The following is an 18,691-nucleotide window of genomic DNA, read 5'->3' on the forward strand; positions in this document are numbered from 1 at the left end:
AGAACGGCGGGGGCGGCGGGCGCGAGGCTCGCAGGGCCGGACCGCCATCGGACGGTCCGGTCGTGGGGACCGGAGTAGAGGTGGGTCCGAGGCTGGTCCGTTCCCGGAGGTGTGCGGACGGAGTGCGCTCCCGCGTCAGTCGGCGAACATGGCGCCGACCGGCTCGCGCTTCTCGGCCTGGAAGCGGTCCTCGGCGCGGCCGAGAGCCCAGTAGGCCGAGAGCGAGAGCGCCCGGCGCTCCACGCCCCACTCGTCCTGCAGGAGGGCGCGCAGCTGCTTCATCGCGGTGCGCTCGCCGTGCGCGAAGACCTCGAGCACGCCCTCGGGCCTCGGCTCGGCCCGCACGGCCGCGACCAGCGCCCGGCCGGCCTCGAGACCGCCGCGGTGCAGCCAGCGCACCTCCACTCCGGCCGGAGCGGGAAGATCGAGCTCGTCGGCGGCCGAGTCCACCTCGATCAGGACCAGGCCGCGGGCGTGCGCGGACATCCCCTCGAGGGCGGAGGCGATCGCCGGCAGAGCGGAGTCGTCGCCGAGCAGCAGGTGCACGGCCTCGGGGTCGGCGCTCGGCGACCAGGCGCCGCCGGGCGCGGAGAGCGCGATCCGGTCGCCGGGAGCCGCGGCGAGCGCCCACGGTCCCGCCACCCCTTCGTCGCCGTGCACGACGAAGTCGACGGCGATCGAGCGCCGCTCGAGGTCGACCGAGCGGACGGTGTAGGTGCGGCGCACGGGCAGCTGCTCGGGGGCGGCGCTCGCCCGGAGCGCGTCGAGGTCGAAGGGCGGCTGGAGGTCGGAGCCGCGCGGCGGGAGCAGGAGCTTCACGTAGCGGTCGGTCGCGGCGAGGCGCTCGGGGTCGGACTCGGCGAGGAACGCGTCGAGCCCGTCGCCGCCGAGGTGCACGCGGACCAGGTGGCCGGTGAGGCGCTCGGTCCGCAGCACGGTGAGCACGTGCTGGCTGCGGGCACGGCGCGGGCGGTCGGGGGACGGGGCGGCGTCGGTCATCCGCCCAGCATGCCCGGTCGTGCTCGGTGCGGGCCGAGTGCGGGCCGCTCGCGGGCGGGTGGGCGCCGAGGAGTCACGAACGGTCGCTTCGGGAGGACGGAAGGAGCCGTTCGTGACGCATCGGAGCAGGCCGATGCGAGGCCGGGACGTCGCGGCGGCGCCGAGCGCGAGGCGGCGGCGCGGGCGCGCGTGCGGACGAGCGGGCGTCGAAGGGTCACGAACGGTCGCTTCGGGAGGACGGAAGGAGCCGTTCGTGACGCATCGGAGCAGGCCGAGGCGAGGCCGGGACGTCGCGGCGGGGATCCGCGCGAGGCGGCGGCGCGGGCGGGCGCTGATCCGTCGCTCACGGCCCGCGGAGGAGCGCAGGACGGGCCGTCCGCGACGGATCGGAGCGGGCCGGGCGCGACTGGGCGCCGCATGCGGAGCGAGCGCGGGCCTGCCGGAGGGCGCCGGGCGTCGATCCGTCACGAACGGCCCGTGCGGGAGGACGGAACGGGCCGTTAGCGACGGATCGGAGCGGGCGGCCGGAGGCCGGGCCGACGGAGCGGAGCGGACAGCAGCGCACGTCGGCGGAGCGGGCGGCGCCGCGGCCGGTCAGCGACGGGTGGGAGCGGGCCGCCGGAGGCCCGGACCGACGGAGCGGAGCGGACAGCAGCGCACGTCGGCGGAGCGGGCGGCGCCGCGGCCGACGGCCCGGCGGACGGCCGGTGGCGCGAGGTGCGCTCGCGCGGGGCGCGGCGGCGGGGGCGCGCCTACTCTCGCGGGATGACTGCGACGGCTCCGCGACTCCGGCACGACCGACTGGTCGCTCCCGATGTGCTGCGCGGAGTGGCGGTGGCGGCCATGCTCGTCGCGCACGCGATGCCGCTCGTGCCGAGCGCGCGCACGGGGGTCGTCGGGTTCCTGGCGTGGAACTTCAACGATCTCGCGTCACCGCTGTTCGCGCTGGTGATGGGGATGTCGGCGGCCCTGGTGCTCGCGCGGCCCGGTGCCTCCCCCGGGCGGGTGCTGCTGCGGAACGCGATCCGCGGCGCGGTGCTCGTGGCGCTCGGCGTCTGGCTCGAGACCTGGGGCAGCTGGATCGCGATCGTGCTGCAGTACCTCGGCGTCGTGCTCGTGCTCGGCACGCCGCTGCTGCTCGTCCGCTCCCGGACGATCGCCGCGCTGGCCGCTGTGCTCGCGCTCGCCGCGGGGCCCGTGAACGCCGCGGTCGCCGCCGCCGCACCCGGCTCTCCGCTCGCCCTCTGGCTCTTCACCGGGCCGAGCTACCGCGCGACCAACCTGCTCCCCTTCTTCCTCCTCGGAGCCCTGCTGCTGCGGCACGGCGCGCAGCGCGACCGGCTGCTGCCGGTGCTCGCGGCGGTCGCGGTCGTCGCGTACCCGGTGCGGCCGCTGGTCGCGCTCCTGCTCGGCGTGGAGTCGCCCTCCGGCAGCCTCCCGGACACCCTGCACGACCTCGGGCTCGTGCTCCTGGCCTACGTCGCGGTGGTGCTGCTGACAACGTCGCGCTCCACCGCTGTCCAGCGGCTGCTGGTGCCGCTCCGCGCGATCGGCACGCTGGCGCTCTCGGTCTACGTGCTGCAGGTGGCGCTCGTCGCAGCGCTCGCGCGGGCGGGCCTCGGCTATTCCGCCGACACTCCGCTCGCCGCTCTCGCCCTCGTGCTCGGTTTGTGCACGGCCGCCGTGCTGTGGTGGCGGTTCCTCGGTGCCGGCCCCGTCGAGCGGCTGACGGCGCGGCTCACCGGGCTCGTGCCGCGCTGAGCCGCCCGGCCGCCCGGCTGGGTCCGCGGCGAGGACCTGAGCCCGCTGCGGTCCGCGGCGAGCTCGCCTGAGCCCGCGGCGGCCCGCGGCGAGTTCGCCTGAGCTCGCGAGGTCCGCGGCGACCTCGGCTGAGCCCCCGACGCCCGACGGCCCGTACACGGGCGCAGGCCGCCGGGCGTCCCCTCCCTCAGCGCGCGAGCGCCGACGCCTCCTTCGCGAGGGCCGGACCGTGCGCCGCGAGCACCAGGTCCCGAACCGCGGTGGCCGGGAGCGACGCGGCTCCGGCCGGCAGCAGGTCCGCGTCCGAGGCCAGCACGAGCGGGGTGTCGGCCGACGAGGACGGCAGCCTCCCGTGCGTGCCGCGCACGAGCGACGCGTCCAGCGGCACCAGGTTCATCGCGTAGCGCAGCCCCAGTGCCTTCTTGGCCAGGTTGCCCGCCGCCTTCGCCTTCACCAGCGGGTCGGCCGGATCGAAGAAGAGCTCGGCCGGGTCGTAGCCGGGCTTGCGGTGGATGTCGACGCCGCGGGCGAAGTCGGGCGCGCGGTCGTCGTCGAGCCAGTAGTAGTAGGTGAACCACGCCCCCGGCCGGGCGACCACGACGAACTCGCCCGAGCGCTCGTGGTCGAGGCCGTAGCGGGCCTGCGCCTCCCGGTCGAGCACCTCGTCGACGCCGTCGAGCCCCTCGAGGATCGAGCGCACCCGCGGCAGGTCCGCCGCGTCCTGCACGTAGACGTGCGCGACCTGGTGGTCGGCGACGGCGAACGCGCGCGACGTCCACGGGTCCAGCTGCTCGCGGCCGTCCTGCACGTAGACCTCGAGCAGGCCCTCGCGGCGGAGCGCCCGGTTCACGTCGACCGGAGTGTCGGCGTCGGCGATCCCGTACTCGGCGACCACGATCACCGACGCGCCCAGCGCCTCCGCGTCGTCGAGCAGCGGAGCGAGCACCACGTCGAGCTCCGACGCGGCCCGGCGCGCCTCGGGCGAGTCCGGTCCGAAGCGCTGGAGGTCGTAGTCGAGGTGCGGCAGGTACGCCGTGGTCAGCTCGGGCGGGCCGGAGCCGTCGCCCGCCAGCACATGCCGGGTCGCGTCGACCATCCACTGGGTCGAGCGGAGCGACGCGGTCGGCCCCCAGTACTGGAACAGCGGGAAGGCGCCGAAGCGCGAGACCAGCTCGTCGTGCAGCGCCGGCGGACGCACGTACGCGTCCGGCGACTTGCGGCCGTCGGCGTGGTAGATCGGGCGCGGAGTGACGGTGACGTCGGTCGACGCCCCCATCGCGTACCACCAGCCGATGTTGGCCGCGCGGTACGGCTCCCCGCTCAGCCGGCGCGCGGTCTCCCAGACCTTCTCCCCCGTGACCAGGCGGTTGTGCTGGCGCCACAGGTGCACCTCGCCGAGGTCGCGGAAGTACCAGCCGTTGCCGACGATCCCGTGCTGCGCGGGCATCGAGCCGGTGAGCATGGTCGACTGCACGCTGCAGGTGACCGCGGGCAGGACCGTGTCCAGCGGCAGGCGCCCGCCCCCGCGGGCCAGCCGCGAGAGGCGGGGCATGTCGGCGAGCGCCGTCGAGGTCAGCCCGACCACGTCGAGCAGCAGCACGGGCCTCACAGCGCCGCCGCCTGCGGGAGGAGGGGCGCCAGCAGCGCCTCTCGGGAGGCGGGCGTGAGCAGGTGCGCGGCAGCCCAGGCGAGCTCGGCGCCGATGCCCGTCGAGAGGTCGCTCGGGGCGTCGGCGAGCACCGACCAGGTGTAGGTCTCGACGTCGAGGTGGATCTCGTCGTACGGCCAGGCGGCGTCGACCGCCGAGACCGCCTCCGCCAGGACGGCCGTGGTCGCCGAGAGCGGCGCCTCCGGCCGGTGGTGCAGCGGCACGTGGAAGTGCACGCGCCACGGGCCGGTGCCGGGGAGCGTGTCCAGCGCCTCGGGCAGGTCGTCGACGCGGAGCACTCCGTCGATCCCGTTCTCGCGGGTCTGGTGCAGGTAGCGCTTCTCGACGAACGGGGTGAGCGCGGCGCGGCCCGAGGGGTCCTCCAGGTGGAGCGCGGCGGAGGCCTGCACCTTGACCACGCGCAGGCCCGCGTCGCGGATGCGGCGGACGGCCGAGACCGGGTCGGCGAAGGAGACGGCGAGGTGGCAGGTGTCGAGGCACACGCCCACGTACGCCGGGTCGACCACTCCGATCCGCGGGTGCAGCCAGTCGACGACGTCGTCCACGGTGTCGAGGATGCAGCCGGGCTCGGGCTCGATCGCCAGGCGGATCGCGTGGCCGGTGGAGCGGCGCAGGTCGCGCAGCTCCTCGACGAGCCGGGCGAGGTTGCGGCAGGCGGCCTCGTCCTGCTCCCGTCCCCAGCCCTCGCGCCAGCCCAGCGGCAGCGTCGAGATGCTGCCGTCGGCGCCGGCGGGCAGCAGGTCGGCCAGGATCCGCGCGCAGTCGATCGTGTACTGCAGGCGCTCCGGCGTGGTCCAGTCGGGGCGGTAGACGTCGAGCTTCACGACCTCGGCGTGGAACGCGGCGTACGGGAAGGCGTTGAGCGTGCGCACCTCCAGGCCGTTGCGCTGCAGGGCCGCGCGGAGGACGGCGCGGTCCTCGGCGCTGGCGACCAGGCGGGCCGCGAGGTCGCGCGGGATCCACAGGCCGACTCCGACCAGGGCGAGCCCGGCGGCCACGCGCGCGGGTCCGGCGTAGACGTCGAGCTGGCGGACGACTCCGGCCAGGTCCTCGGCGGGATGGACGTTGGTGCAGTAGGAGAGGTGCATCACACGACCTCCGCCATGCGCGGGGCGCCCCGGAGCACGGAGTTGCCCTCGAAGGTGCGGCCGGCCGACTCCTGCACGTCGAAGCCCGCGACGGGCGAGAGATCCAGGCGTCCGCTCTGCCCGTAGAACTCGACCGGGTTCTGCCAGAGCAGCCGGTCGACGTCGCCCGCGCTGAAGCCGGCGACGAGGAGGAGGCGGCCGGTCTTCGCGGTCGTGAGCGGGTCGGAGCGGCCCCAGTCGGCGGCGGAGTTGACCAGCACGCGGTCCAGCCCGATCCGCTCGACCAGCGTCACCAGGCGCGTCTCGTCCATCTTCGTGTCGGGGTAGATGGAGAACCCCATCCAGCAGCCGGAGTCGCGGACCGCGTCGACGGTGACCTCGTTGAGGTGGTCGACGAGGACCCGCCCGGGCTCGAGCCCCGAGTCGGCGACGACCTCGAGGGTCCGGCGGGTGCCCGACTCCTTGTCGCGGTGCGGGGTGTGCACCATCGCGGGGAGGCCGTGCTCGCCGGCGAGCTCGAGCTGCTGGCGGAAGACCTCGTCCTCCTCGGGGGTGAGCGAGTCGTAGCCGGTCTCGCCGACGGCGACGACGCCGTCCTTGGCGAGGTAGCGGTCGAGCTCGGGCAGGACGGCCCGGCAGCGCGGGTCGTTCGCCTCCTTCGGGTTGAGCCCGATGGTGCAGTGGTGGCGGATGCCGAACTGCGCGGCGCGGAAGCGCTCCCAGCCGATCAGGGCGTCGAAGTAGTCCGTGAACGAGCCGACGTTCGTGCGCGGCTGGCCGAGCCAGAAGGAGGGTTCGACGACCGCGCGGACGCCGGCGTCGAACATCGCCTGGTAGTCGTCGGTGGTGCGGGAGGTCATGTGGATGTGCGGGTCGAAGATGCGCATCGTCGCGCCTTTCTCATCGGTGGTGGTGCCCCGCGGTCGGGGCGGCGTTCGGGGGCGGTCAGCTCGGCAGGAGCACCGCCAGATCGTCCGGGAGCGGGCGCCCGGCCGCGCGGCGCTCGTCGGCGAAGCGGCCGGCCATCGCGCGCAGCTCGGCGTCGCTGCGCTCCTCCAGCCCGGCGACCGCCGCGAGCGGGACGCCGAGGAAGACGAGCTTGAGCACCCCGTGCCGCCAGGCGTGCGCGTCGAGGTGGCGGCGGGCGAAGGAGCCCATCGCCGCGGCGACGAGCCGGGTGTCGTTGGCGCGCAGGGCGTCGGCGGTCAGCTCGAGGCCGGCGAGGGTCGTCGCCGGTCCCGGGTCGCCGAGGGCGTTCAGCCCGGCCAGCACTCCGCGGCGCTCGGCGCCGTCCCCGCCCCGGTAGAGGCGGAGGAGGAGAGCGGCCAGGTCGTCGTCGCCGAGCGCCTGCGCGGCGGCCTGCACCAGGGCGGCGCGGGCCGCGTCGTCGTGCGTGCCGTGGACGAGGCCGTGCGGGTCCTCGGCGGGCCGGAGCGGCTCGCGTCCGGCCTCGCGGCCCGCGGCGGGGAAGAAGCGCTCGATCCGCGACGGGCGCTCGAGGACGGCGGAGCGGGCGGCCGCGGTCCACGGGTGCTCGGCGTGCGAGGAGGCGCCGCCGAGCGCCTCCTCCATCGCCGCGAGGCTCGCCACGGCCAGGCGGGGCGCGTCGTGCGAGTGCCGGGGCAGCTCGACGGCGGCGATCCCGCGGTAGCCGATCTCGGCGAGGGTCGCGAAGGCGGCCGCGAGGTCGAGCGATCCGGTGCCGAGCTCGAGGTGCTCGTGCCGCTCCGGGAGCATGTCGTCGACCTGCACGTTCAGCAGCAGGTCCCCGGCGCTGCGGAGGGCTCCGACCACGCCGTCCGGCTCCACCACGACGCAGTGGCCGAGGTCGACCGTCAGCCCGACCGACTCCGGGTCGCCGAGCTCGCGGCGCAGCAGCAGCGCGTCGGCGACCGTCTCCACCAGCATCCCCGGCTCGGGCTCGACGGCCAGCCGCACGCCGTGGCGCTCGGCCGTCGCGACGACGCCGCGCATCCGCTCGACGAGCAGCCGCCAGGCCGCGGCCGCATCCGCGCCCGCTGGCACGACCCCCGACCAGAGGGAGACGGCGTCGGCGCCCAGCAGCGCGGCGATCTCGATCGCGCGCTCGAGGAAGCGGACCCGGGGGCCGGCCTCCTCGTCGACCAGCGTGGGGCGGTGCTTCGCGAACGGGTCGAGCAGGTACCGCGCGCCCGTCTCGACGACCACGCGCAGGCCCAGCTCGTCGAGCCGCGACCGGAGCGCCAGCGTACGCTCGCGCCAGTCGGCTGCGAAGGGATCGAGGTGCGGGTGCCCGAGGGTGAGCGCGACGGCGCGGTACCCCGCGGCGTGGATCACCGTGAGCGCGTCGTCGAGGGTGTGGTCGGCGAAGCCGTTGGTGCCGTAGCCGAGGACGGGTCCGGTGGCGCTCATGTGATGTCCGCCGTCCGCGGGCGGCGGAGCAGGAGGGAGCCGAGCGCGTCGAGCGCGAGCAGCGCCGCCCCCAGCTCGGGACGCTTCAGACCGGCGAGCGCGGCCTGCAGCGGGATCATCCCGGTGATGCCCGCGCGGGTGGCCGTCCGCGCGGCCGCGGCCGTCGGCGTCCGCACGGCCTGCAGCTGCGCGGTGAGCACGAGCAGGAGCCAGCGCCCGAGGCCCGCGGCGACGACCGCGGCGGGGGCGGCCCGGCGCTCGGCCAGAGCGCCGGCCGCGGTGGACAGCGCGATCGCCGCGGTGCCGGCCGAGACCGCTCCCGCCGCGACCGGGGTGGTGCCGTGCACCTCGCCGCGCGAGAGCACGGTGACGCCGAGCGTGTGCGCGGCCACGGCGGCGGAGGCGGAGGCCGCCGCGCGCACGCCGTCGACGCCCGCGCCGAGCAGCACGTCGAGACCGCGGCAGGCCGCCATCACGACCGGGCCCAGCGGAGTCGGCTTCGCGAGAAGGTCGTACGACCAGATCCCGGCCGCGAGCGGCAGCGAGAGCGCGAGCGAGCGCCGCCCGTCCACGACGGCCGCCACGACGATCCCCGCCGCGGTCAGCGCGGCCGCCGTGCCCAGCGCCGCCGAGCGCCGGATGCGCCCCGAGGGGATCGGCCGCTCCGGCCGCTCCCGGGCGTCGAGCTCGGCGTCCGCGTAGTCGTTGAGCGCCATGCCCGCCGAGTAGAGCAGCGCCGAGGACAGTGGGAGCGCGACCGTGCGCGCTCCCACTCCGCGGCCCGCCCACGCTCCGCCCGCGACGGTGTCGCCGATCACGGTCAGCGCGGCCTTCGCGCGGACGAGCTCGAGGTAGTCGCGCAGCTCAGCCATCGCTCCGCGTCCCGCTCGTCACCGGGGTGCGGCGCTCGGCGACGAGCGCGCCGGTGCGGGCGGACCAGGCCACCAGCTCCGCGGTCTGCTCGGCGAAGCCGTGCACGTCGCTGCCCCACGGGTCCTTGAAGAAGAAGCCGAGCTCGCCGACCGGGCCCGAGACGCCGGCCTCGTCCGCGAGCGCCAGCAGGCGGGCGAGGTCGAGGATCAGCGGCGCCGCGAGGGCCGAGTCGTACGCCGACCAGATCGTCTGCACCGTGATCCGCGAGCCGAGGAAGCCCTCCGCGTGCACGTGGTCCCAGGCGGTCTTGACGTCGCCGAGGTCCGGGACGTTGTCGATGTGGAGCGGAGTGACGACGTCGTCGCCGAGGAGGGAGCGGAGTCCGCGGTTCTTCGAGACGAGCTTCGAGCGCACCGCCTCCGGGTCGGCGAGGGTCTGCCCGTCGCCGCCGCCGAGGAGGTTCGCGCCCGCCCACGAGAGCACGCGCATCCCGCGCGCCGTGAACATCGGCGCGAGCACGCTGCGGAGCAGGGTCTCCCCCGTCTTGCCGTCCTGGCCGGCGATCGGGATCCCGGCCTCGGCGGCCCACTCCTCCAGGGCCGGCAGAGCCAGCGCGGTCGAGGGAGTGAAGCAGGCGTAGGCCGCGCCCGCGACGACGGCCGAGAGGGCGGCGATCGAGCTCGGCGGCAGGAGGCGCTCGCCCGGACGCGCCAGGGCGGCGCGCAGAGCGGCGAGGTCGTGGAACTCGGGACGGTCGGCCGGCAGCACCTCGGTCGAGGCGACGTCGATCACGACGACCCGGGCGAGGCCGTGGCGCTCGCGGAAGGCGACGATGTCGGCGGCCCGGCGGTCGATCTCCTCCTGCTGCGACGCGGCGTCGGCGGGGGCGAGGCGGATCTCGGCGTCGGTCGCGTCGATCCGGTCGGCCACCTCGGCGACGACCGAGGTCGGGAACATGCCACCGGCCGCGAGGCCCGTGGCCTTCTCGAGCAGCGGGGTCGGCGAGACGTCGTGGCCGCCGATGACGATGTCGGCGAACCCGGCGAGCGGGACGTCCTCGAAGGCGGGGGTCGCGGTGGCGCAGCCCGAGCTGGGCGCGGCTCCGGCGGCGATGGCGTGCAGGCCCACGGCGGCCGTGGTGGCGACGCTGCCCCGGGCCCCGATCAGCCAGAGGCCGATGCGCCCGCTCGATCGGGGGGCGCCTGTGGTGGTGGTGTCGGACGAGGTCATCGTTCTCTCCTGTCTGGAAGGGCTGGCTGAGCGGCGATCGTCGGGGCGCACCCGGGCGATCGGAGTGGGGAGGGGCCTCGGCCGGGCGCGCGTCGCGCCTCCGGCCGGCCGTGTTGCGCAGGAACCGCACGCAGGGCCCGCCGAGATTGCGCGACCGTGCGTCGACTGGTTTCCTCAGGTGTGCTGTCCCCCGAACCCGTCCTCCGGGCCGAGAGAAGGAGCTGAGCGTGGCCGAGCGCGCGGGTACCGCGACCGGCGACATGCTGAGGCTGTTCGCCGACGGTCGGCCGCGCACCCGCGCCGAGCTGGTCGAGGAGACGGGCCTCGCGCGGACCGCGGTGATGACGCGCCTGGAGCAGTTCTTCGACCTCGGACTGATCGCGCACCTCGACCGCGCTCCGTCGACCGGCGGCCGCCCGTCCGCGCGCCTCGTCTTCGACCCGGCCGTCCGCTCGCTCCTGGCCATCGACCTGGGCGCGGCGCACTCGACCATCGCGCTGACCGACTTCGACGGCCGCATCATCGCCGAGCGCCGCGAGGAGCTCGACATCGCGCAGGGCCCCGTGGCGGTGCTCGGGCACGCGCTCGACGTCTGCGACGGGATCCTCGCCGCGGCCGGCGTCGACCGCTCCGCCCTCGCGGGAATCGGGGTCGGCGTGCCCGGCCCGGTGGAGCACGCGAGCGGCCGCCCGGTGCGCCCGCCGATCATGCCCGGCTGGGACGGCTTCGACATCCCCGCCTTCGTGCGCCGGCGCTACGACACCACGGTGCTCGTCGACAACGACGTGAACCTGCTGGCGCTCGGCGAGCGGGCCTCGCGGTTCCCGCACGCCCTCGATCTGATGTTCGTGAAGGTCGGCACCGGCATCGGCGCGGGCATCGTCTCGTCCGGGCTGCTCCAGCGCGGAGCCCTCGGCTCCGCCGGTGATCTCGGCCACGTCCAGGTGCCGCGCACGGCCCCGGCCGCGGCGGGCGGTCAGGAGGGGGACCTCGAGGCGGTCGCGGGCGGCTCCGCTCTGGCCGCCGGGCTCGCCCGGGCGGGCCGCGACGTGCAGTCGGTGCGCGAGCTGATCGACCTGCTGAAGGCGCGCGATCCCGAGGCCGTGGAGGCGGCGCGGATCGCGGGACTCCAGCTCGGCGAGGTGCTGGCCACCTGCGTGAGCCTGCTGAACCCCTCCGTCATCGTGCTGGGCGGCGCGGTCGCCCTCGCCAGCCCGGAGATCCTGACGGCCGTGCGCTCGGTGATCGACGAGCGCTCCCTCCCCCTCGCGACGCAGCGGCTCGACGTGGTGACCGCCGAGCTGGGCGGCAGCGGGGGCGTGCGCGGTGCCGCGCTGATGCTGCGCGGGCACCTGCTCAGCCCCGCCGTGGTGGACGGCTTCCTCGAGCAGCTGCGCGCCGAGGGGCGGGCGGTCCGCTAGAGCGGCGGCCGCGCGCCCGGAGACGGCGGGCCGCGCCGGCGCGATCCCCCGCGGACCGCGTCGGCCGCACCCGGTCAGGAGCGGACCTCCGCGCGGTCGGCGTCCTCCGGCTGGGCGCCGAGAGCGGCGGCGACGGCGGCGTCGATGCGCGCCTGCTCCCCCGCGGCCCGGCGGCGGCGGCGGACGACGGTCAGCACGATGAGCCCGATGAGCAGGGCGAGGAGGAGCACGGCGCTCCACGGCACGGCCGCGGCCGAGGTCTCGGCGGTGGCGACCGGCACGTCGGGAACGACGACGGCGGAGTCGGCCTGGGAGGCCTGGTCGGCGGTGACGACCGTGCCCGAGAGCGCGGCGCGGGCGGTCGCGACGAAGAGCGGCCAGACTCCGGCGACGGTCACGGTGCGCGAGACGGAGGTTCCGGGGAGGAGCTCGGGCAGCGGCTCCGGGTCGGTCGCGGACACCGGCGCGAGGCCGAAGAGGCCGGCGACGCTGATCTCGGCGCCCGGCGCGATGCGGGTGTTGCCCGCGTTGGTCACGGTGTAGTCGACGGTCGCGGAGCCGGGGGCGAAGGGGTTCCAGCCGCCCTGGTACGAGACGGCGAGGCCGTCGATCGACAGGCGCGGGGCGAGCTCGCCGCCGACGCGGAGGTACATGCGCGAGCCCAGGCGCCGGTCGACCGAGACTCCGGTCTCGCCCTGCACCAGGATCGAGGAGACGACGCCCGCGGCGTAGTCGCCCGGGGTCACGTCGTCGGGGACGACGACCTCGAACGGGACCTGCACGCTCTCGCCGGCGGGCACGGTGACCTCGGGCTCGGGGAACGCGATCCAGCTGCCGAGCTGCGTCGAGGGCTCCGCGGCGGGGAGCAGGTCGAGCTGGCCGGCCTCGGTGATGAAGCCGTCGGAGCCGTAGACGCGGAACGTCTGCTCCTCGTCGTCGTAGTTGGAGACGATCAGGGCGTCGCTGAGGCGTCCGCCGGGATCGAGGGCGTACGCGTAGTTCGGCCGCTCGCTGCCCTGCTCGGTGTCGGCGGGGCGCACCCCCCAGGTGACCGGCGTGGAGGCGGGGTCCGCCTCCTGGGCACCCGCCTGAGCCGAGAGGCCGCCGGCTGCGAGGAGCGTCATCAGCAGCAGGGCGGCGGTGGTGCGGGAGGTGCGTGGCATGAGCGACATCGATCAGGCTTCCGTTGCAAGGGGGGATGCCTCCCCGCGGGACGCCGCTCCGGTGCGCGGCACGCCGAGCGGGGCGTACCGGAGTGGCGTCTCGCGGGGAGACGGGGGGAGGGTGGGGCGGCCCGGAGGCCGCCCCACCGGTGCTAGCCGAGCGCGGTGAGCGTCAGCGTCGCGGTGTAGGTGCCGGTTCCGACCGAGAGCGGGAGCTTCAGGTCGAGGTCGGCGCCCAGGACCGAGGATCCGGTCGGGTGCTGCGCCGCGGCGGAGCCGAGGACGCGGGGCGTGGCGAGGCCGTTGCCCGAGTCGAACCCGGAGGGGACGGCTGCGCCCGCGACGGCACCGCCGGTGTTCTCCAGGACCTCGGGGGTCCAGCCGAGGTGCTTGCCCGAGAACGTCTTCTCGCCGGAGCGGAAGTCGCTCAGCTGGCCGGTGACCGACCAGGCCGGGCCGTTGAGGCGGGTGTCGGTCACGCGGACCGGCACGAGCTCACCGGAGGCGGCGAAGTGGTCGCCCTGCTCCTCGGCGACGCCGAGGTTCACCAGGTTGCTGGTGCCCTCGAGCGTCCAGGTCAGCTCGCCCTTGTTGGCCTCGGGGACGATGACGGCCACGGCCTGGTCGCCGGCCGCCGCAGCGCCCGCCGCCGTTCCCGTGAAGGTGCCGTCGACTCCGGCGGCGGTGTTGCCCGCGCCGAAGTTGACCGCCGGCGCGTTGTCGGCGAGCGCGATGCGCCCGCCGACCGTCGAGCCCGCGAGCTGGACGTTGCCGGAGTTGCCCGAGAGCGTGAGGTTCCCGCCCACCGTGTTGCCGAGGGCCGAGGCCGAGCCGTCCTCGTTCGCGCCCAGGAGGACGCCGCGCGAGGAGCCGGTGACGGCGAGCGAGCCGCCGACGATGGCGCCCTGCACGTTCACGCCGAAGTCGCTGCCGGCGAAGGTGGCGTCGCCGCCGACACTGGTGCGGTCGACGTCGACGTAGTTCGCCGCGTCGGTGCTGACCGAGCCGTCGACCGAGAGGTCGCTGAACTCGACGTCGATCCCGCCGGCCTCGACCATGCCGCCGACCGTGAGGTCGCGCAGGTAGAGGAAGCCGTTGCGGCTGCCGTCCGAAAACGACACGACGTCTCCGCCGACGCTGGTGCCGTCGATCGAGATGCCGTACGCGTCGGTGCCGATCACGTCGCCGCCGATGGTCGCCGAGGTGGCGTCCAGCCAGGCGTCGTCGCCGACGATGACGTTGCCGGTGACGGTCACGTTGCCGAGCACGCAGGTCTGGCCTGCGCCGACGTTGAGGTCTCCGGTGATCGTCTGGTTCCCGAGCTCGGTGGTGCAGTCCGTCGTCGCCGCGAAGGCGGACGGTGCGGCGACCATCGCGAGGGAGGCGGCCGCGAGGACCGCCGTGGGCGTCTTCCACTTCATGGGGGTTCTCCTCGGTGCGCTCGTGCGCGTCGTGCTGGTGGTGGTGCTGTCGGTGCGGCGCGCGCGGCGCGGGGTGCGCTCAGCCACGGAGCGCAGCGATCGCGGAGTAGCTGCGGGAAGCGGCCTCGAGGGAGTTCCCCGTGCTCGGCGGCGTCGCCAGCGTGGGAGCGGTGTCCTGCTCCCAGACGCCGAAGCGCTGGCCGCGGTCGCGCAGCTCCGAGAGGAACGCCTGGTAGGGCAGGTTGCCCGCGCCGAACTCGACGATGTCGTAGCCGTTGGTGTTGGCGTTGTTCGTCTTGCCGTCCTTGAGGTGCAGGATCGGGTAGCGGCGCGGGTTGCGCTTGATGTAGTCGAGCGGCTCGAAGCCCGGGTAGAGCTTCTTGCCGACGTACGCCCAGTAGACGTCCATCTCGAGGTACACGTGACGCGGGTCGGTGTTGTCGTAGAAGAGGTCGTACAGGCGGGTCTTGGGGTCGTCCGTGGCGAACCCGAACTCACCGGCGTGGTTGTGCTGGTAGAGCTTCATGCCCGCGGCCGAGACCTGCTGGCCCCACTTGTTCCACTCCTCCGCCGCGGCGAGGTAGCCCGCCTTGGTGTTGACGTTGGTGGGCGCGTTGCCGGTGCCGAGGTGCGGCGTGCCGAGGATCTGCGCGATCTCGATCTGCTTGCCCAGCTCCGAGCGGAGGAGGTTGGTGCCGACGTGCGAGCCGACGGCGCGGAGGCCGTTGTCGTCGAGCAGCTGGCGGATCTGCTGCGGGGTGATCGCCCCGACGTTGCCCTGGGTGTACCCGGCGAACTCGATCTCGCTGTAGCCGATGCGGCCGAGCTCCTCGAAGACGGCCCGGAAGCCGAGCGACGAGACCTTGTCGCGGACGCTGAAGAGCTGGATGCCGATGCGGTTGATCGGGACCAGGCGCGTGGATCCGGACGAGGGCGCGGGGGCGGCCGTGGCGGGCGCCGCGAGGGCTCCCGCTCCGACGCCGACCGCGACGGTCGATGCGGCCAGGGCCGTCATCAGCGAGCGCCGGCTCATCGGCTTGGCCGTGATGGATGCGTGGTGGTGGTGCATCATTTCTCCTTCGAAATGGCAGATGGTGCAGGGGGTGGGGGGCCGGCCGGCCCGGTCGAGCCGGCCGGCCCCTGCGCGGGGGCTACTGCTGGACGGTGAGGTTCAGCAGCGCCGACGCGGCGTTGGTGTCCGCCGTGGCGGTGTGGGTGACGGTCAGCTTGTAGCTGCCCGCCGCGAGCTTCGGGAGCGTCACCACGACGTGCCCGTTCTCGTCGAGGGTCCCGGTGAGCATCGCGACGGTGGAGAGGTTCCTCTTCACCATCACGCTCACCTGACCGGTGCCGGCGACACCCGTCGAGGACTTCGCGTCGACCGTGACCTGCGCGCTGGCGCCCGGCTTGACCGGGTTGGGCGAGACGGTCGCGGTGAGCTCCGAGGCGGCCTTCGAGACGATCAGGCGGGCGGTGCCCTCCGAGGCCTTGAAGGTGGCGTCCGAGCCGTACGCCGCACGGAGGGTGTGGGTGCCGGCGCCGAGGGTCTTCGGCAGGGCGAAGGTCGCCTTGCCGTCCTTCAGCGTCGCGCGGCCCAGCTCGGTGGCGCCCTCGTAGAGGACGACCTCTCCGCCGGGGTTCCCACCCTGACCGGTGACCGTGACGGTCGCCTCGCCGGGTGCCCCGAAGGTCACGCGGGGAGCCGAGAGCGCCACAGTGGTGGTCGACGCGGCGGTCGGGGCGTTCGCCGCGGCCAGGTCGATCGTGAACTTCACCGTGCCGACCGCCGAGACGTTGCCGCCGGTGTCGGTGGCGCGGTACTGGATCGTCCGGGCGCCGTTCGTGGTGAACGGGACCGTGTACGCGCCGTTGACGGCGCGGACCGTGGTCCACGTCGTGCCGTTGTCGGCGGAGTACTGGACGGTGGAGAGCGCTCCGTTGTCCGTGGCGGTGAGGCCGAGGGTCACGGGCTTGTTGTAGACGCCGCCGACGCCCGCAGGCGCTGCCGGGTCGAGGGTCGCCGCGACGGTCGGAGCCGTCTTGTCACCGGCGCCGGCACCCTGGAAGGTGAGGGAGTCGAGCGACAGGCCGTTGGGCGAGGTCACGTAGAGCGAGCCGGTGCCGCGGGGGACGTTGGTGCCGAAGGGGACGAGGACGTCCTTCCAGCCGGCTCCCGCGGGGATGGTCGCTGTTCCGAAGGGCGCTGCGTCGGCAGCGTTCCAGCGGAGGTCGACGGTGCCCTCACCGGTGGCGCGGACCACGACGCCGGTCAGGTTGGCGAAGTTCACCGGGTCCCAGCGCAGGAAGGATCCCGCACCGAGTCCGCTGACGGCGTTGCCGCCGCTGGCGGTGGTGTCCGCGTAGGGCAGGACGCCCTCACGGGCGGCGTGCTCCGCCTCCTGCGTCTTCGGGTTCAGCCGCAGCGTCGCCTCGGCCGCAGCCGGGGGCAGGCCGTTGAAGCCGCCGTCCGTGTAGGTCACGACGACGGTGCCGTACAGCAGCGCGCCGGGGCCGTGCTCGGGCGAGTCCTTGGACGTCGGGAACGCTCCCTTGGCACCGGTGCCGGTGACCTCGGGGTGGGCGTGCTCGTCGTGGCCGAGGCCGTAGGTCCAGCCCACGCGGCTGCTGACGATCTGGTCGCCGTCCTCAGCGTCCTTGCCGGTCACCTGGTAGGGGATCGCGTCGCCCCAGCTGAAGAACGAGCCGTTGCCGGGCGTCTGGATCTGGATCTGCGGCGCCTGGTTGCCGACCGAGATGACCCGCGAGGTCAGGCTGAACTTGCCCTTGGCGTCGGTGACGCGCAGACGGGCCGTGAACTGTCCGAGCTCGGTGTAGGTCTTCTTGACGGTCACTCCGGTGGCGTCGAAGGTGCCGTCGCCGTCGAAGTCCCAGTCGTAGGTGAGCGCGTCGCCCTCGGGGTCGGTCGATCCCTTGGCGTCGAACGTGACCTCGAGCGGGGTCTGCGAGGCGGACAGGGGGGTCGCGGTGAAGCGGGCCTGCGGCGCCTTGTTGCCCTCGGCGTAGTCGATCCGGTACAGGCCCGCGTCGGGGTTGGCGCGGAAGAATCCGTCGCCGTACTCGATCACGTACATCGACCCGTCGGGGCCGAACTCCATGTCCATCGGGTTGTCGTGGATCGGCTGCGCGGCCTGGCTGAGCGCCGCGTTGGGGAGGAAGTCCTCGATGTGCGTGACCGCGCGGTCCTCATCGAGCGTGAACGCCGCGATGTAGTCCTGCGAGAACTCGCCGAAGAAGGTCTTCTTGTCCCAGTACTCCGGGAACTTCGACGTCGAGGTGTTCTCCGCGTCGAAGTGGTACACCGGTCCGCCCATGGGGCCCTGGCCGGTGCTGGTCCCGAAGTTGACGAGCTCGTCGAACGGCTGGTCGCCGGGGTTGTCGCCGTAGTAGACGGTCGCCGCCTTGGCGTCCGGGATGTCGACGAGGCCGGTGTTCCAGCGCGAGTTGTTCTTCAGGTTCTCCGGGTCGAAGAAGCCGCGGGGCGTCGACGTCTCGAAGTTCCACTCGTTGTACGGCGCGTTCGGTCCGTGGACGTAGGGCCAGCCGGAGTTGTGCGGCTCGTCCAGTCCGGTCGCGTTCCACTCGACGAGGCCCATCGGGCCGCGGACGCCGTCGGCCGCAGCGGCCTTCGTGGCGTCGGGGCCGTAGTCGCCCCAGGAGAGGGTGTTCGTCTCGGCGTCGACGTCGATCTTGAACGGGTTGCGGACGCCCATCACGAAGATCTCGGGGCGGGTCTTCTCGGTTCCCACCGGGAAGAGGTTGCCGTCGGGGATCGTGTACGAGCCGTCCTCCTGCACGGTGATCCGGAGGATCTTGCCGCGGAGGTCGTTCGTGTTGCCGGCGCCGCGACGCGAGTCGAAGCCCGGGTTCATGCGGGGCGCGTCGTTGTTCGGCGCGAAGCCCGCGGCACCCGGAGCGCTCGCCGGCGTGTTGTCGCCGGTGGAGAGGTACAGGTTGCCGTCGGCGTCCCAGTCGAAGTCGGCACCCACGTGGCAGCACTGCCCGCGCTGGGTCTCGATGTCGATGATCTTCTGCTCGCTCGCGAGGTCGAGGCCCGAGCCGGTCCACTTGAACCGGGAGAGGCGGTTGATGCCCTTCCACTGGTCCCAGTAGCTGTCGGTCGCGCCCTCGGGCAGCATGTTCGGGGCCGCGCCGGTCGGGGTGTTCCCGGGGGGCGCGTAGACGAGGTAGACCCACTTGTTCTCGGCGAAGTCGGGGTCGATGCCGACGGACTGCAGTCCGTCCTCCGAGTTCTGGTACACGGGGATCGTGTTGACGACACGGGTGGTGCCGGTCTTGGGGTCGGTGTGGCGGATCTCGCCGTTCCGAGCGGTGTGGAGGACCGACTTGTCCGGGAGGACGGCCAGGTCGAGGGGCTCGCCGACGTTCTTCGTCAGCAGGACCTTCTCGTAGTTGCTCCAGTCGAGAGCGGATGCTCCGCCCTCGGAACCGTGGTCCACTCCGTCGTGGGCCGAGGCGGGCAGGCCGAGGGCGGTGAGTCCGGAGACCGTCACCATCCCGGCGATGCCGAGTGCGAGAAGACGCCTGATGCTTCTTCTCGAGGATCGCTTACCATTCATGCGTGATGTGATTCCTTCAATGAGGTGTTCATCGCAGAGGCCGGGTCCGTCGCTGTCCGCACGACTGAGCGGATCCG

General features: G+C 74.2%; 13 protein-coding genes. 2 read left to right on the plus strand and 11 right to left on the minus strand.

Going from position 1 to position 18,691, the window contains the following annotated elements; translation table 11 throughout:
- Positions 1–135: 135 nt before the first annotated feature.
- Positions 136–999, minus strand: coding sequence for a siderophore-interacting protein (locus C5C71_RS07235; RefSeq protein WP_104337417.1), 864 nt, complete (start codon positions 997–999; stop codon positions 136–138).
- 765 nt (positions 1,000–1,764) lie between these two features.
- Here C5C71_RS07235 and C5C71_RS07240 point away from each other — a divergent pair.
- On the plus strand, positions 1,765–2,760 hold the full coding sequence (locus C5C71_RS07240; RefSeq protein WP_104337418.1) for a DUF418 domain-containing protein: 996 nt from the start codon (positions 1,765–1,767) through the stop codon (positions 2,758–2,760).
- A gap of 187 nt (positions 2,761–2,947) precedes the next feature.
- Here the strand turns inward: C5C71_RS07240 and C5C71_RS07245 are convergent, their stop codons facing one another.
- Genes C5C71_RS07245 through C5C71_RS07270 form a run of 6 tightly spaced genes read right to left on the minus strand, consistent with a single transcriptional unit; the run spans position 2,948 to position 10,011 of the window.
- On the minus strand, positions 2,948–4,369 hold the full coding sequence (locus C5C71_RS07245; protein WP_104237951.1) for an alkaline phosphatase family protein: 1,422 nt from the start codon (positions 4,367–4,369) through the stop codon (positions 2,948–2,950).
- Positions 4,366–5,517, minus strand: a complete 1,152-nt coding sequence (gene eboE, locus C5C71_RS07250; protein ID WP_104222467.1) for a metabolite traffic protein EboE — start codon at positions 5,515–5,517, stop codon at positions 4,366–4,368. The genes C5C71_RS07245 and eboE overlap by 4 nt, the downstream gene beginning before the upstream one ends.
- Positions 5,517–6,404, minus strand: coding sequence for a TatD family hydrolase (locus C5C71_RS07255; protein ID WP_104337419.1), 888 nt, complete (start codon positions 6,402–6,404; stop codon positions 5,517–5,519). The genes eboE and C5C71_RS07255 overlap by 1 nt, the downstream gene beginning before the upstream one ends.
- Positions 6,405–6,462: 58 nt before the next feature.
- Positions 6,463–7,908, minus strand: coding sequence for an EboA domain-containing protein (locus tag C5C71_RS17905; RefSeq protein ID WP_104222465.1), 1,446 nt, complete (start codon positions 7,906–7,908; stop codon positions 6,463–6,465).
- Positions 7,905–8,780: an SCO3242 family prenyltransferase gene (locus tag C5C71_RS07265; RefSeq protein WP_219814164.1), complete on the minus strand. Its 876-nt coding sequence runs from the start codon at positions 8,778–8,780 to the stop codon at positions 7,905–7,907. The genes C5C71_RS17905 and C5C71_RS07265 overlap by 4 nt, the downstream gene beginning before the upstream one ends.
- The gene (locus tag C5C71_RS07270; RefSeq protein WP_104222464.1) at positions 8,773–10,011 is read right to left on the minus strand and encodes an inositol-3-phosphate synthase; all 1,239 of its coding nucleotides are present in this window, start codon (positions 10,009–10,011) and stop codon (positions 8,773–8,775) included. Before C5C71_RS07270 ends, C5C71_RS07265 begins: the two co-directional genes overlap by 8 nt.
- A 227-nt stretch (positions 10,012–10,238) precedes the next feature.
- Between C5C71_RS07270 and C5C71_RS07275 the strand changes: the two genes are divergently transcribed.
- The gene (locus tag C5C71_RS07275; protein ID WP_258059432.1) at positions 10,239–11,432 is read left to right on the plus strand and encodes an ROK family protein; all 1,194 of its coding nucleotides are present in this window, start codon (positions 10,239–10,241) and stop codon (positions 11,430–11,432) included.
- Between the two features lie 74 nt (positions 11,433–11,506).
- On the opposite strand, the gene C5C71_RS17540 is transcribed toward C5C71_RS07275, so the two are convergent.
- The 4 genes from C5C71_RS17540 to C5C71_RS07295 form a co-directional block, all read right to left on the minus strand.
- Complete coding sequence (locus C5C71_RS17540; protein ID WP_146085484.1) at positions 11,507–12,595, minus strand: hypothetical protein; 1,089 nt, start codon at positions 12,593–12,595, stop codon at positions 11,507–11,509.
- Between the two features lie 152 nt (positions 12,596–12,747).
- Entirely contained in the window at positions 12,748–14,016 is a 1,269-nt protein-coding gene (locus C5C71_RS07285) for a hypothetical protein (protein ID WP_104226600.1), read from the minus strand.
- Between the two features lie 79 nt (positions 14,017–14,095).
- The gene (locus tag C5C71_RS07290) at positions 14,096–15,085 is read right to left on the minus strand and encodes a sugar phosphate isomerase/epimerase (RefSeq protein WP_219813837.1); all 990 of its coding nucleotides are present in this window, start codon (positions 15,083–15,085) and stop codon (positions 14,096–14,098) included.
- 82 nt (positions 15,086–15,167) lie between these two features.
- On the minus strand, positions 15,168–18,614 hold the full coding sequence (locus C5C71_RS07295; protein ID WP_146082424.1) for a PQQ-dependent sugar dehydrogenase: 3,447 nt from the start codon (positions 18,612–18,614) through the stop codon (positions 15,168–15,170).
- Positions 18,615–18,691 lie beyond the last annotated feature (77 nt).

Origin of the sequence: Rathayibacter sp. AY1C1 (assembly GCF_002932105.1) — a bacterium.
Lineage (GTDB): Bacteria > Actinomycetota > Actinomycetes > Actinomycetales > Microbacteriaceae > Rathayibacter.

Excerpts from the sequence above, each read along its gene's own strand:
- C5C71_RS07240 (WP_104337418.1), top strand. The coding sequence starts at position 1,765 with ATGACTGCGACGGCTCCGCGACTCCGGCACGACCGACTGGTCGCTCCC.
- eboE (WP_104222467.1), bottom strand. The coding sequence starts at position 5,517 with ATGCACCTCTCCTACTGCACCAACGTCCATCCCGCCGAGGACCTGGCC.
- C5C71_RS07290 (WP_219813837.1), bottom strand. The coding sequence starts at position 15,085 with ATGCACCACCACCACGCATCCATCACGGCCAAGCCGATGAGCCGGCGC.
- C5C71_RS07265 (WP_219814164.1), bottom strand. The coding sequence starts at position 8,780 with ATGGCTGAGCTGCGCGACTACCTCGAGCTCGTCCGCGCGAAGGCCGCG.
- C5C71_RS07235 (WP_104337417.1), bottom strand. The coding sequence starts at position 999 with ATGACCGACGCCGCCCCGTCCCCCGACCGCCCGCGCCGTGCCCGCAGC.
- C5C71_RS17905 (WP_104222465.1), bottom strand. The coding sequence starts at position 7,908 with ATGAGCGCCACCGGACCCGTCCTCGGCTACGGCACCAACGGCTTCGCC.
- C5C71_RS07270 (WP_104222464.1), bottom strand. The coding sequence starts at position 10,011 with ATGACCTCGTCCGACACCACCACCACAGGCGCCCCCCGATCGAGCGGG.
- C5C71_RS17540 (WP_146085484.1), bottom strand. The coding sequence starts at position 12,595 with ATGCCACGCACCTCCCGCACCACCGCCGCCCTGCTGCTGATGACGCTC.
- C5C71_RS07295 (WP_146082424.1), bottom strand. The coding sequence starts at position 18,614 with ATGAATGGTAAGCGATCCTCGAGAAGAAGCATCAGGCGTCTTCTCGCA.
- C5C71_RS07255 (WP_104337419.1), bottom strand. The coding sequence starts at position 6,404 with ATGCGCATCTTCGACCCGCACATCCACATGACCTCCCGCACCACCGAC.
- C5C71_RS07285 (WP_104226600.1), bottom strand. The coding sequence starts at position 14,016 with ATGAAGTGGAAGACGCCCACGGCGGTCCTCGCGGCCGCCTCCCTCGCG.